Consider the following 13,075-nt stretch of genomic DNA (forward strand, 5'->3'; position numbering starts at 1 on the left):
CGAAACCCTGACGTCGCTGCGACAGAGCAGCCGTGACGGCCCGTCGGCGCCCTAGCGTTCCGGTGTGACCCCTCGTCTGCCCCCTCGTGTGACGCCCCGCGCGGCCCGCCGTGCGTCCGGCGAAGAACGCCGCGTGTGCCGCGCCGATCTGCTGGCCGCCGCCGCCGGCGTCCTCCTCGTCACGGCCGCCGCCGTCGTCGGCACCGTCATCCAGCGCACCACCGGCAATCTGCGTGTCAACTGGCCCCCGCTGTACGCCTCATGGTTCCCGCACCTCGGCCCCGGCAGCCCCGCCGCGCTCACCGTCGCCGTCCTCGTCATCGCCTATGGACCCCCGCTGGCCGCCCGCCTGCCCTGGCGCGCCCTCGTCCTCACCGGCTGGCTCGCCTCGATGGCCTGGATCTGGTCGCTGGCCCTGATCGACGGCTTCCGGACCGGCATCGCCAACCGCCTCACCACCGCGTACGAGTACCTGACGGTCATCCACCGCTTCGACCGCCTCGGCCCGGCGCTGCGCGACTTCACCCACCACATCCTGCTCCACCACGGCCCGGACTCCTGGCCCGCCCACGTCGCCGGTCACCCGCCGGCCGCCGTCCTCACCTTCGTCGGCCTCGACCGCATCGGCCTGGGCGGCGGCGCCTGGGCCGGCATCTGGTGTCTGACCCTCGGCAGCTCCGCCGCGGCCGCCGCGCTGATCGCCCTGCGCGCCCTCGCCGACGAGCCGGTCGCGCGCCGGGCCGCGCCCTTCCTCGTCCTGGCCCCGGCCGCGGTCTGGATCGGCACCTCCGCGGACGGCTACTTCGCCGCCGTCGCCGCCTGGGCCCTCGCCCTCCTGGCGCTCGCCGCGACCCGCTCGGTGCGCGCCCCGGCGGCGGCCGCCCTCGCCGCGGGCCTCCTCTTCGGCCTCACCTGCTACCTCTCCTACGGCCTCACCCTCATCGCCCTCATCGCCGCGGCGATCCTGCTGATGAACCGCACCCTCCGCCCGCTGCCCCTGTTCCTTTCCGGAGCGGCGGCCGTCGCGGCCGCCTTCACCCTCGCGGGATTCAACTGGTGGGAGGGCTACCGCCTCCTGGTCGAGCGCTACTACCAGGGCGCCGCGGCGGTCCGCCCGTATGCGTACTGGATCTGGGGCAATCTCGCCTGCGCCGTCCTGATCACCGGCCTCGCGACCGTGGCCGGTCTCCGGCACGCCCTGGCGGCGGCACCCCCGGCCCTGCGGCGGCTGCGTCAGGCACCCCCGGGTACGGCCGCCGACCGGCTGGTCCTGCTCACCCTGGCCGCCCTGGTCACCCTGCTCGCCGCCGACCTCTCCGGCATGAGCAAGGCGGAGACCGAACGCATCTGGCTGCCGTTCGCCGTCTGGCTGCTGCCCGCGGCCGCGCTGCTGCCCGCCGCCCGGCATCGCCACTGGCTGACGGCCCAGGCCGTCCTGCCGCTACTCGTCAACCACCTTCTGTACACCGGATGGTGACGACCAGTCGGGGTAGCTGGACCACGCGAACAGCGACCGCGACGCCTTCACCCGTCCGGGGCGCAGGATCCGCAGCGGCCCGCGGTTGCACGCCGGACAGTCCGCGCGGGTCAGCGGCGAGGCGACGTGGCGGCCCCCGGCGAAGTAGTCGGTCCGCCGCTGCCCGGCCAGATCCGTGGAGTGCCGGATCTCGTACTCCTGCTCCCACGCGTATCCGCAGTGCAGGCAGACGAACGAATACGCTTCGTGAACGGTCTCGGCGTCCCTGTCCATGGTCACCACTGCCTTTCCCGCGCCCCGCACACCTGCGCGCCGGGCACGGATCCGTACCGCATCTCTCCATTATTGCGCCGTGCAACGGCAAGCGCGGAGTGTGCGGACCGCGGGCGCCCGATGCCGCCCGTACGGCCCCCCACCAGGGAAAACGCCCCCACCGGGTATAAAGACGCCATGGGCGCCAAGGGGCACGAAGAGCATTTGGGAACCGAGCGCGGACTCGACGACGACGCCGAGGAGGTGATCGCCGCCGTGCTGACCGCCTCCCGGCTGCTGGTCGCGATATCGGCGCGGGCGCTGGCCGAGACCGAGCCCGCGCTCACCCTGCCCCAGCTGCGCGCCCTGGTGGTGCTGGACAGTCAGGGCCCGCTCAAGCTCGCCTCGCTCGCCGCCGCGCTGGGCGTCAACCCCTCCACCGCGATGCGGATGGTCGACCGGCTGGAGACGTCCGGCAGCGTCAGCCGGCAGGCCAACCCCGGCAACCGCCGCGAGGTCGTCCTGAGCCTGACGGCACAGGGCCACGACCTCGTCGCGCGGGTGCTCTCCCACCGGCATGCGGAGATCGCCGGCATCGTCTCCCGGCTGCCCGCGGAACAGCGCGCCGGCCTGATCACCTCGCTGCGTGCGCTCACGGACGCGGCCGGTGAACCCCGCGTCGCCCCGAACCCGGCGCCGCCACCGGAGTCGGCCGCGCCGTAGGGCCCCCGGCGGGCGGCGCGGGACGGGATACGGCGGGTGCATGACGGGAATCGGCGGGTGCTCACGCCGGGGCGCCGGCGCCCTGCGTCCGCCCCAGTGCCTCGTATGTCGCCGCGAGCAGCCCCATGTTGCGGGGGTCGGCATCGCCGGTGGCGCCCGTGCCGTACTTGTTCATCGCATACGCATAGGACATGCCGTTCTCCGGATCCGCGAAGGCGTACGAGCCGCCCGCGCCGCCGTGCCCGAAGGCGCGCGGATTGGGACCGGCCTGGCCCTGGTGATTGAGCATGAAACCCAGCCCCCATTGCCGCTCCGTCCCGGGCGGCGCGAGCGCGTCGATCGCCAGATCCGGCTCGTGCGGCAGGCTCTGTGCCTCGCGCATCGCCTCCAGCGTGGCGGGCCGGACCAGCGTCCCGCTCGCCAGCGCGCCGTAGACGGTGGCGAGGCCGTGCGCCGAGGCGTGCGCATTGCCCGCCGGGATCTCGGCCGAGCGATAGGCGGCGCTGTTGACGTCACCGGTGGGGATGTACGTCAGCGCCAGCATCACCACGGCCAGCGGATGGTCCGAGAGCGCCCGGAACGGCGGCTTCGGCACGCCCGGGAACCGCTCGGCGATCCGCGCCTCGTCCAGCTGCCCGACCATCTCGGCACACCGCGGGTGCTCCTCCACGGGCGTGCCGATGAACACCCGCGCGCCCAGCGGCTCCGCGATCTCGCTCCGCAGGAACGCCCCGAGCGACTGCCCGCTGATCCGCCGGACCACCTCGCCCACGAGATATCCGAACGTCACCGCGTGATACCCCTGCGCGGTGCCCGGCTCCCACCACGGCGGCGCGGCGGCCAGCGCGGCACACACGTGATCCCAGTCGTAGGCGTACCGCGCGGCCACCGGCTCACGCGGCGCGATCATCCCGGCACGGTGGCTGAGCAGCCAGCGCACCGGTATGTCCTGCTTGCCGGCCTGTGCGAACTCCGGCCAGTAGCGCGCGACCGGCGCATCCAGCTCCAGCTCACCCCGGTCCACGAGGAGATGGGCGCACAGCGCGGTCAGCCCCTTGGAGGTCGAGTAGACATTCACCAGGGTGTCGCGCTCCCAGCCGCGCGTCCGCCCGGCATCCGCATGCCCGCCCCACAGATCGACCACCGTCTCGCCGTGCAGGGTCACCGCCACCGCCGCGCCGACTTCCCCGTGCACCCGGAAATTCCGCTCGAAGGCCTCCCGGACCCCTTCGAAGCCCGGCGCGCAGTGTCCGCTCACGGTGGCTTCCCCCGCCTGTGCCATGGTGACTCTCCCTCACGTCGTCCTCACACCTGTCCGCCCTCGCGCCGACCGCTCTCGCCCGGGTCCCCGGCGTGCGTGCCCCTTCTCGTATGTGCCGTTCTCGTACGGGAGTTCCGGAGTGCGTCGTTCCGTACCGGATGATCCGTCCGGTCGATGACCGTGGCAACTACGGGAGCCCGTCCGGCTCAGCGGGGTGCGTCCGGATGGCGCAGTCCCCCGTCGGTCCCCCTTTGGCGTACTCCCGCCCATCGTTCACAGGGTGCCCCCTTTCGTCACTTACGGTAATGTTCTGGGGGTGTTTTGGGAAGTTGCGCCCATTTAAACCACTCGTTCGAGTCTCCGGTCGCACACGGGGAGCCATGGAGCGAGCCTGGAAGCGTTCGGCTCCCAGAGGAAGGCCCCGACAGTGAACAGCGCGGAACAGACGTCACACGCGGAGCACCCGCAACCCCCGGACGAGGTCGTGGTGGAGATCGTCGGCTGTGCGACGCACGACGCGCATGCGGTCTTCAGCGCCCTGCGCGAGTCCTTCGCCTCCGACCGGGAGGCGGACGATGTGCCCACGGAGGTGGCCGGGGCGGGCACGACCGTGTGGACCGTGACCGTGGACGCGAGCGAACTGCGGGCCCAGGCCGCGCCGCGGCCGCTGACCGCGCCGGTGACGGTCGACCTCCAGGGCGGCTACTGGGCGGTGGCCCGGCTGCGCGAGAGCCTGGCGCACGCATTCTCGGTACGGATCGTCGGCACGGCCGCCGGTGACCAGGAACAGGAGGTCCAACTGCGGCTGGAGACCCGGTGACGGCCCGGCACCCGGCGGGCGGCGAGAGTTCCGCGCTGTACCTGCGGGTGAACGGGACGACGTACACCGTGACCGTGGGTCACCGGACCACGCTCCTGGACGTGTTGCGCGAGCGCCTCGACCTCACCGGGGCCAAGAAGGGCTGTGGCCACGGGCAGTGCGGTGCGTGCACGGTGCTCGTCGACGGCCGGCGGGCCAACAGCTGTCTGCTGCTGGCCGTGGCGCAGGACGGGCGCAGCTTCGGTACAGCTTCCGCCTGTACCCGAACGAGCCTCAGCGTGTTGCGCTGGCCCGTGCGTTCGGGTGTGCGCGGGTGGTCTACAACGATGCTCTTCGGGCCCGTGAGACCGCCCGTGCTGGTGGCGGGACGTTCCCGAAGACCGGGGAGCTGTCGAAGCTGCTGATCACCGAGGCGAAGAAGACCGAGGACCGGGCCTGGCTCGGCGAGGTGTCGGCCGTCGTCCTGCAACAGTCCTTGCGGGACCTGGACGCCGCCTACCGGAACTTCTTCGACGGCCTCAAAGGTAAGCGCCCACGTATGGGCGCACCACGGTTCAAGTCCCGCAAGGACAACGGGCAGGCCCTGCGGTTCACAGCGAATGCCCGGTGGAAGATCACGAGCGGCGGGGACTTGTTGTTGCCGAAGATCGGTGATGTGCGGGTGAAGTGGTCTCGCCACCTGCCCTCCGTGCCGTCCACGGTGACCGTGATCAAGGACGCGGCCGGTAGGTACTTCGCCTCCTTTGTGGTCGAGACCGATACCGAGTGCCTGCCCGAGACGGATGCCGTGGTCGGCATCGACCTTGGCCTGGGACGCTTTGCGGTCCTCTCGGACGGGACGAAGATCGACGCCCCGCGTTTCCTGCGCCGGGCGGGGAAGAAGCTCAAGCGCGCACAGCAGGTTTCCCCGGTCCCGCCCCGGCTCGCCTCCTGACGGACCGGCGGGGCGGCCCGCGCGTGGCCGAACTGCGCGCCTCGTCCGGCACGGGAGGTTACGATCGCGGCATGGCAACGGCGTGGTCGCCCCTTCGCAGCGTGCGGGACCGTGGTGCAACGGTCCCGTTCCGGCTGCTGTGGCCGGCCCTGCTGATGCTGTTCTGCGTGACCCTCGCGCACGGCGCGCGGGCGGAGAGCGCGGAGGGACATGCGGCGGGTGCCGTGCCCGCCGTGCCCACCGTGTCCGTGCCGTCCGTCGTGTCGGCGCCGCCCGCCGTGTCCGCCGTCGCCGTGGCGACGGTCACCGCGGCCGCCGCCGAGCGTGCGACGGCCATCGCCCCATCGGCCCTGCTGCTCACGGCAGTTGACGAGGACGGTCACGGCGCCGACCGCGACCGTCCCGCGGCCCCCGCCCACTCGCACTCCTCCGAGCTGTGTGTCTCGGGGCAGCCGCAGCAGGGCGCCGGGCTGACCCTCCCCTGTCCCGCGCAGGTGGCCGAGGCTCCGGCGCACGCCCCCCTGTGGGGCCGGTCCCGGGCGGCCGGTGACGCGTCGGCCCTGCCGCCGTTGCGCAGCGCCACGGGGCGCGTCGTTCAGCAGGTCTAGATTTCCGGCCGCATCCGGCCCGCTCCTGCTGTCGACCTCGCTCTTCGCCGCCCCCTGCTCGCACCGCTTGCGCCGCTCCGCGTTCTCCTTCCGTTCGCGGGCGCGGCGGCGGTCATGCCATGGAGGACCCGTGTCGCTTCGCCCTCCCGTCCGGACCCGCCCCTTACTGCCCGCGTTCCCGTTCCTCCGGTCCGCCCGGCTCCGCCCACGGTGGCCGCTCGCCGTGCTGCTGCTTCTCGGCGGGCTGCTGCTGACCGCGCTGCCGTGTTCCGGCGCGGGCGGTGCGGGCGGTGCGGGCGGTGCGGATCACCCCCGTCCGGCGGCCGCCCCGGCGGTGCCGTCGGCGGGCCACGCACCCCTGGCACAGGCACCGGAGGACGACGGCCGGCACAGCGAGTGCGGGCATGCCACGAGCGGCCGGATCCCGCAGGGGCGGACGGCCGTCGGGGACGGGGGCGGCGCGCCGCCGGCGGCCCTGGCCGCGGTGGTGGTCGTGGCCGCGCGGCGTCCGGCCGCGGGGCGCGGGCCCGCGCGGCGCGGACCGCCGCGCGGCGGCCGCCGGACGCTCGCCGCCCTGTGCAGGCGCCGGATATAGGAGCCGCCCGCGTGGCCGGCCCCACGGCCCGGCCGCCGCGCGCCGCGCCCGAGCGGCCCGGCGCGCGAGAGGAGTGCCCCCATCCCCGCACACCGAACGAGAGCGACACATGCACTCTCTTCCCGCCCTTCCCCTTCCCACCCTGCCCACCGTTCCGGTGCCCCCCGAGCCCACCCGAGGCCGGCCCGCCCGGGAGACCTCCGGCATGCCCGGCCTGGTCGGCAACACCCCCGTCCTGCACATCTCCGAACCCCTCACCCCGCCCGGCCGCGGCTTCTGGGCCAAGCTGGAGGGCCGTAACCCCGGCGGCATCAAGGACCGCCCCGCCCTCCACATGGTCGAACGCGCCCGCGCCCGCGGTGAGTTGCGGCCCGGCGGGCGGATCATCGAATCCACCAGCGGCACCCTCGGGCTGGGCCTGGCGCTCGCCGGAATGGTGTACGGGCATCCCGTCACCCTCGTCACCGATCCCGGCCTGGAACCCTCGATGACCCGGCTGCTGACCGCGTACGGGGCGCGGGTCGACCTCGTACCGGAGCCGCACCCCAGCGGCGGCTGGCAGCAGGCGCGCCGCGACCGGGTGGCCGCGCTGCTGGCGGCGCACCCCGGCGCCTGGTGCCCGGATCAGTACAACAACCCGGACAACACCTCCGCCTACCTGCCGCTGGCCCTCGAACTCGCCGGCCAGCTGGGCCATATCGACATGCTGGTGTGCAGCGTCGGCACCGGCGGGCACTCCGCGGGGGTGTCCCGGGTGCTGCGTCAGCTCTATCCGGAGCTGCGGCTCGTCGGCGTCGACACCATCGGCTCGACCATCTTCGGCCAGCCCGCCCGCCCCCGGCTGATGCGCGGGCTGGGCTCCAGCATCTATCCGCGCAACGTCGCCTATGAACAGTTCAGCGAGGTGCACTGGGTCGCGCCGGGCGAAGCGGTGTGGACCTGCCGCCGGCTGGCGGCCTCGCACTACGCCACCGGCGGCTGGAGCGTCGGCGCGGTCGCGCTCGTGGCGGGCTGGCTCAGCCGCACCGAACCGGCCGGGACGCGCATCGCGGCGGTCTTCCCGGACGGCCCGCAGCGCTACCTGGAGACGGTGTACGACGACGAGTACTGCGCCGCCCACGGACTCCTCGACGCCCCGCCGGCGGACGGGCCGGAGACGGTGCGACGGCCGGACGAGAAGGAGATCACCGCCTGGAGCCGGTGTGCCGGCGTCGTCGATCCGCTCACCCTGCGGGCCGCGGCACCCGAGGGGGCGGGCCGATGAAGGGCACGCTCACCCAGGTGCGTTCCTATGAGCGCAGCGTCCAGCTGCTGATGGTCAATCAGTTCACCATCAACCTCGGTTTCTACATGCTGATGCCCTATCTGGCCGCGCATCTGTCCGGGACGCTCGGGCTGGCCGGGTGGCTGGTCGGGCTGGTGCTCGGCGTCCGCAACTTCAGCCAGCAGGGGATGTTCCTGATCGGCGGCACCCTGGCCGACCGGCTCGGCTACAAGCCGCTGATCGTGGCCGGCTGTGTGCTGCGGACGGTCGGGTTCGCCACGCTCGGCCTGGTGGACTCGCTGCCCGCGCTGCTGGCGGCGTCCGCGGCCACCGGACTGGCCGGGGCGCTGTTCAACCCGGCGGTGCGGGCCTACCTCGCCGCGGAGGCCGGGGAGCGCAGGCTGGAGGCCTTCGCGCTGTTCAACGTCTTCTACCAGGCGGGAATTCTGCTCGGCCCGCTGGTGGGCATGGTGCTGACCGGCGTGGACTTCCGGGTCACCTGCCTGGTCTCGGCGGGGATCTTCGCGCTGCTGAGCATCGTGCAGATCCGTGCGCTGCCCGCCCGCGGCGGCGACGGCGCCGCGGCCGGTGCGGACGGCGACGGGAACGGGCGGCGCGAGGGCGTGCTCTCCCAGTGGCGGCGGGTGCTGGCCAACCGGCCGTTCCTGCTCTTCTCCGGCGCCATGATCGGCTCGTATGTGCTCTCCTTCCAGGTCTATCTGGCGCTGCCGCTGGAGGTGAAACGCCTCGGCGGCGAGGGGGAGTTCGGCACGGCGGCGGTCGCGATGCTCTTCGCCGTGTCGGGGCTGAGCACCATCGTCGGGCAGACGCGGGTGACGGCCTGGTGCAAGGCGCGGCTGGCTGCCGGCCGCGCCCTCGCCTGGGGGCTGCTGGCGATGGGGCTGGCGTTCGTGCCGGTCCTGGCGGCCGGTGCGCTGCCGGTCCCGCAGGCGGGTATCGGCCGCTGGGCGCTGGCGGCGGTCCCGCCGGCGCTCGCCGCGCTGCTGCTCGCCATCGGCACGATGATCACCTACCCGTTCGAGATGGACACCATCGTCCGGCTCTGCGGTGACCGGCTGGTCGCCACCCACTACGGGCTCTACAACACCATCTGCGGTGTCGGCATCACCCTGGGCAACCTCCTCACCGGTGCCGCCCTGGACGCCTCCCGCGCGGCCGGGCTGCCCGCCCTGCCCTGGCTCGTCCTGACGGCGCTGGGCCTGGCGTGCAGCGCCGCCCTCTACGGCCTGCACCGGACCGGCCGGCTCGGCCCGGTCGCCGTCCCGGGCCCGCAACCGGCCACCGCCTGAGCGCGGCGGGCCACCTCCCGTCGGCGGCCGTCCCCGCACCCGCGGGGACGGCCGCCGCACGACCTGCACCCTCTTGCGCCGTTCACCGGAAATACGCCACCACGCCGTCTCCCGGCGCCCCCGCCCGGGGAGTTCGCCGTGCGTACCGCGAGGTGTCGCACTTGGGACACCCCCGCTTCCCTGGCGCTCGTTCCTCTTGGAACACTCTGCTGAGCCCTGTTTCCTTACAACCCCTCACACGAACACACAGCACGGTCTCCACTTCCGCAAAATCCCCCACACACCGAGAGGTTCCCGAAGCCATGGCTGAACTCAACCGTCGGCGCTTCCTCCAGATAGCCGGTGCCACCGCGGGCGTCTCCGCCCTGTCCGGCAGCATCGCCCGCGCCGCGGCCATTCCTGCCACCCGCCGTTCCGGCTCCATCCAGGACGTCGAGCACATCGTCGTGCTCATGCAGGAGAACCGTTCCTTCGACCACTACTTCGGCACGATGAAGGGCGTCCGCGGCTTCGGTGACCCGCGCCCGGTGACGCTGCCCAACGGCAAGCCGGTGTGGAACCAGCCCGGCGTCGGCAAGGACGTGCTGCCCTTCCACCCGGACGCCGAGGACCTCGGCATGCAGTTCATCGCGGGCCTCGACCACGACTGGGCCGGCGGCCACAAGGCGTTCAACAACGGCAAGTACGACCAGTGGGTGCCCGCCAAGTCCGAGCGCACCATGGCGTATCTCACCCGCAAGGACATTCCGTTCCACTACGCGCTCGCCGATGCGTTCACCGTCTGCGACGACTACCACTGTTCGTTCATGGGGGCCACCGACCCCAACCGCTACTACATGCTCTCCGGTCACGTCGGCAACGACGGCAAGGGCGGCGGCCCGGTCCTCGGCAATGCGGAGGCCGGGTACGACTGGACGACCTACGCCGAGCGCCTGGAGCAGGCCGGGGTCTCCTGGAAGGTGTACCAGGACATCGGTGACGGCCTGGACGCCAACGGCAAGTGGGGCTGGATCGAGGACGCCTACCGTGGCAACTACGGCGACAACTCGCTGCTCTTCTTCAACAAGTACCGCAACGCCAAGCCCGGCGACCCGCTCTACGACAAGGCCCGCACCGGCACCAACGCCAAGGCGGGCGACGGCTACTTCGACGTCCTCAAGGCGGATGTGAAGGCCGGCAAGCTCCCCAAGGTCTCCTGGATCGCCGCGCCCGAGGCGTTCAGCGAACACCCCAACTGGCCGGTGAACTTCGGCGCCTGGTACATCTCCCAGGTCCTGGACGCCCTCACGTCCAACCCCGACGTGTGGAGCAAGACCGCCCTGTTCATCACGTACGACGAGAACGACGGCTACTTCGACCACATCGTCCCCCCGTACGTCCCCTCCTCCGCCTCCCAGGGCAAGTCCACCGTCGACACGACGCTGGACTACTTCCCCGGTGACGCGAGCTACTCCGCGGGCCACTACGGCATGGGCCAGCGGGTCCCGATGATCGTGGTCTCGCCGTGGAGCACCGGCGGGTTCGTGTGCTCGGAGGTCCTCGACCACACCTCGATCATCCAGTTCATGGAGAAGCGCTACGGCGTCAAGGAGCCGAACATCTCGCCGTGGCGGCGCGCCATCGCGGGCGACCTCACCTCCGCCTTCGACTTCGGCGTCAAGGACACCGACCCGGCGAAGCTCCCCGACACCGCGGCCTACCAGCCGCCGGACCACGAGCGGCACCCCGACTACGTCCCGCACGCCCCCGCGAACCCGGCCCTGCCCAAGCAGGAGGCCGGCTCCCGCCCCTCCCGCCCGCTGCGGTACGCGCCGCTGGTGGACGGCGCCGCGGACCCGGCGGCGGGGAAGTTCACGCTCACCTTCAGCGGCGGTGACGCGGCGGGCGCCTGCTTCCACGTCCGCTCCGGCAACCGCACCGACGGCCCCTGGACGTACACCACGGAGGCGGGCAAGACGCTCTCCGACACCTGGAACTCGGCGTACTCCAAGGGCACACACGATCTGTCGGTGTTCGGCCCCAACGGCTTCCTGCGCGTCTTCAAGGGCCCCGGCAAGACCGCGGGACCCGAGGTGACCGCCCGCCACGACAAGGTCAGCGGCAACCTCAAGCTGACCCTGACGAACAAGGGATCCGCCGACGTCAACCTCACCGTGACCAACGCGTACGGTGGCGCGGCCGAGACGTTCAAGGTCAAGGCGGGCGCCACCGTGGACCACACCGTCGACCTGCGGGCCAGCAAGCGCTGGTACGACCTGACGGTGGCCTCCGACGCGGACGCCGGCTTCCTGCGGCGCCTCGCCGGACACGTCGAGAACGGTCAGCCGGGGGTGAGCGACCCGGCGATCATCACCGGCTGAGCGGCCGCTCCGCCCGGCAGGGGCCGGTGCCTCGGGCACCGGCCCCTGCCCGTTGCGGGTGGAGCGGACCAATGGGGGTCAGCGCAGCGCGGAACGCTGCTGCCACTGCTGCCAGGTCTCCTGCCAGACCTCGAGGCCGTTGCCGACGTCGGTCTTGTTGGGGTTGCTGGTTCCGTTCACCTTGACCGTGGAGCCGATCGTCAGGAAGTCGTAGACCGTCTTGGCGTCGCCGGTGGACATCCCGAAGCAGCCGTGGCTGGTGTTGGCCACGCCGAGCTGGTTGTTCCAGGGCGCGGAGTGCAGGAAGGTGCCCGAGGCGGTGAGGTGGGTGACCCACTTCGAGTCCAGCATCCACTCGTTGCCGTGGCCGATGGTGGAGGAGTCCATGGTCTCGGCCGCGTTCTTGCTGCGCACAGTGTGCACGCCGCCACGGGTGGGGTCCTGGGGGGAGCCCGCGGAGCCGACGACGCTGCCGACCTTCTTGCCGTTCTCGTACATGGTCAGGGTGTGCGAGGGCACGTCGATGACGGCCTTGTGGTCGGCGCCTATGCGGAAGCCGAAGTTGTAGTCGCGGGCGAACCAGCCGCCGTTGGAGCCGGAGTCGATCCCGGACAGCGCGCCCTTGACGGAAACCTTGGTGCCCGACGGCCAGTAGTCCTTGGGCCGCCAGTCGATCCGGTCCTTGCCGGAATAGTCCTTCACCCAGCCCCAGGCGCCCTCGACATGCGGCTGGGTGGTGACCTTCAGCGCCTTCTCGATACCGGCCCGACGGTCCGTGGCGACGGGGTTGTCGAAGAGGATCGAGACCGGCATTCCGGTGCCCACGGTCTGCCCGCCGCCGGGGAAGTTCGTGAGCTTGTTGATCTTGTCGGCCGCTTCCGTGGTGAAGACCGAGGTGGCGGCGGTTTCCTTGCCGCCCGTCGACTTCGCCCGGGTCTTCACCGTGTAGGTGGTCTTGGGGCGGACCTTGCCGTTCGACGTCCAGGACGTACCGCCGGCGCCCATCCGCCCGTCGACCTTGGTGCCCTGGTCGTCCTTGACCTCGACCGAGGTGAGCTTGCCGCGGTCGGCGCGTATGGATATGGCCGAGCCCAGCTTGACCGACTTGCTGCCCGCGGCCGGGGTGACCGTCACCTTGGCCGTGGGCTCGTCGGCCTTCGACGAGTCCGCGCCGCCACCCGTCCCGCACGCGGTCAGCAGGGTGGCCGTCGCTATCAGCGCAGGCAGGTACCGGACGGAATGGCGACGAGGTGCGGCGTGCACGAAGGTCCTCCAAAGCAGACAGCTGACGGCGGGAACCCGCCGCACCTACAGAGGGTTTGTCTGCTTCGGAGGTTGTCTGAGGGATCGGAGATTTATGCCACGGTTCGGTCTCGGTCTCGGTCTCGGTCTGGGACTTGGTCTCGGTCTTGGTGTCGGTGCCGGTCTTGGTCCGGGGCACGGCTCCGGTCGCCGGGGTCGGCGCGGGCGT

11 protein-coding genes and 2 pseudogenes are annotated in these 13,075 nt (G+C 72.1%); 10 read left to right on the forward strand and 3 right to left on the reverse strand.

Going from position 1 to position 13,075, the window contains the following annotated elements; all coding sequences use genetic code 11:
* Positions 1 to 88 precede the first annotated feature (88 nt).
* Complete coding sequence (locus AC5677_RS30275) at positions 89 to 1,477, forward strand: hypothetical protein (protein WP_497196815.1); 1,389 nt, start codon at positions 89 to 91, stop codon at positions 1,475 to 1,477.
* Here AC5677_RS30275 and AC5677_RS30280 read toward each other — a convergent pair.
* Positions 1,442 to 1,756, reverse strand: coding sequence for a hypothetical protein (locus AC5677_RS30280; protein WP_497191050.1), 315 nt, complete (start codon positions 1,754 to 1,756; stop codon positions 1,442 to 1,444). The two genes, AC5677_RS30275 and AC5677_RS30280, sit on opposite strands and share 36 nt — an antisense overlap.
* A gap of 171 nt (positions 1,757 to 1,927) precedes the next feature.
* Here AC5677_RS30280 and AC5677_RS30285 point away from each other — a divergent pair, with 171 nt between their 5' ends.
* On the forward strand, positions 1,928 to 2,452 hold the full coding sequence (locus tag AC5677_RS30285) for a MarR family winged helix-turn-helix transcriptional regulator (RefSeq protein WP_497191051.1): 525 nt from the start codon (positions 1,928 to 1,930) through the stop codon (positions 2,450 to 2,452).
* A gap of 61 nt (positions 2,453 to 2,513) precedes the next feature.
* On the opposite strand, the gene AC5677_RS30290 is transcribed toward AC5677_RS30285, so the two are convergent.
* Positions 2,514 to 3,734 carry a serine hydrolase domain-containing protein gene (locus AC5677_RS30290; protein WP_497191052.1) on the reverse strand — a complete coding sequence of 407 codons (1,221 nt, stop codon included), beginning with the start codon at positions 3,732 to 3,734 and terminating at the stop codon, positions 2,514 to 2,516.
* A gap of 406 nt (positions 3,735 to 4,140) precedes the next feature.
* Here AC5677_RS30290 and AC5677_RS30295 point away from each other — a divergent pair, with 406 nt between their 5' ends.
* The 8 genes and pseudogenes from AC5677_RS30295 (at position 4,141) to AC5677_RS30330 (ending at position 11,604) form a co-directional block, all read left to right on the forward strand.
* Positions 4,141 to 4,533 carry a hypothetical protein gene (locus AC5677_RS30295; protein ID WP_497191053.1) on the forward strand — a complete coding sequence of 131 codons (393 nt, stop codon included), beginning with the start codon at positions 4,141 to 4,143 and terminating at the stop codon, positions 4,531 to 4,533.
* Positions 4,530 to 4,781, forward strand: a pseudogene (locus tag AC5677_RS30300) ((2Fe-2S)-binding protein); the annotation flags it as partial. The gene AC5677_RS30295 and the pseudogene AC5677_RS30300, both read left to right, overlap by 4 nt.
* Positions 4,736 to 5,434 (forward strand): annotated as a pseudogene (locus AC5677_RS30305) (RNA-guided endonuclease InsQ/TnpB family protein); the annotation flags it as partial. The pseudogenes AC5677_RS30300 and AC5677_RS30305, both read left to right, overlap by 46 nt.
* A gap of 104 nt (positions 5,435 to 5,538) precedes the next feature.
* A complete protein-coding gene (locus AC5677_RS30310) occupies positions 5,539 to 6,075 on the forward strand; it encodes a hypothetical protein (protein WP_497191054.1) in 537 nt (178 codons plus the stop codon).
* A 223-nt stretch (positions 6,076 to 6,298) separates the two neighbouring features.
* Positions 6,299 to 6,670, forward strand: a complete 372-nt coding sequence (locus AC5677_RS30315) for a hypothetical protein (protein WP_497191055.1) — start codon at positions 6,299 to 6,301, stop codon at positions 6,668 to 6,670.
* Between the two features lie 205 nt (positions 6,671 to 6,875).
* Positions 6,876 to 7,934 (forward strand): PLP-dependent cysteine synthase family protein, encoded by a 1,059-nt coding sequence (locus AC5677_RS30320; RefSeq protein WP_497196816.1) that lies wholly within the window; start codon positions 6,876 to 6,878, stop codon positions 7,932 to 7,934.
* On the forward strand, positions 7,931 to 9,244 hold the full coding sequence (locus AC5677_RS30325) for an MFS transporter (protein WP_497191056.1): 1,314 nt from the start codon (positions 7,931 to 7,933) through the stop codon (positions 9,242 to 9,244). The genes AC5677_RS30320 and AC5677_RS30325 overlap by 4 nt, the downstream gene beginning before the upstream one ends.
* Before the next feature lie 302 nt (positions 9,245 to 9,546).
* Positions 9,547 to 11,604 carry a phosphocholine-specific phospholipase C gene (locus AC5677_RS30330; RefSeq protein WP_497191057.1) on the forward strand — a complete coding sequence of 686 codons (2,058 nt, stop codon included), beginning with the start codon at positions 9,547 to 9,549 and terminating at the stop codon, positions 11,602 to 11,604.
* Between the two features lie 78 nt (positions 11,605 to 11,682).
* On the opposite strand, the gene AC5677_RS30335 is transcribed toward AC5677_RS30330, so the two are convergent.
* Positions 11,683 to 12,867 carry a L,D-transpeptidase gene (locus tag AC5677_RS30335; protein WP_497191058.1) on the reverse strand — a complete coding sequence of 395 codons (1,185 nt, stop codon included), beginning with the start codon at positions 12,865 to 12,867 and terminating at the stop codon, positions 11,683 to 11,685.
* Positions 12,868 to 13,075 lie beyond the last annotated feature (208 nt).

The sequence above is a fragment of the Streptomyces sp. JLSY215 genome (assembly GCF_059682825.1).

Bases quoted from the DNA above. Each gene is read 5' to 3' on its own strand.
- AC5677_RS30285 (WP_497191051.1), top strand. From the start codon at position 1,928: ATGGGCGCCAAGGGGCACGAAGAGCATTTGGGAACCGAGCGCGGACTC.
- AC5677_RS30290 (WP_497191052.1), bottom strand. From the start codon at position 3,734: ATGGCACAGGCGGGGGAAGCCACCGTGAGCGGACACTGCGCGCCGGGC.
- AC5677_RS30310 (WP_497191054.1), top strand. From the start codon at position 5,539: ATGGCAACGGCGTGGTCGCCCCTTCGCAGCGTGCGGGACCGTGGTGCA.
- AC5677_RS30320 (WP_497196816.1), top strand. From the start codon at position 6,876: ATGCCCGGCCTGGTCGGCAACACCCCCGTCCTGCACATCTCCGAACCC.
- AC5677_RS30325 (WP_497191056.1), top strand. From the start codon at position 7,931: ATGAAGGGCACGCTCACCCAGGTGCGTTCCTATGAGCGCAGCGTCCAG.
- AC5677_RS30330 (WP_497191057.1), top strand. From the start codon at position 9,547: ATGGCTGAACTCAACCGTCGGCGCTTCCTCCAGATAGCCGGTGCCACC.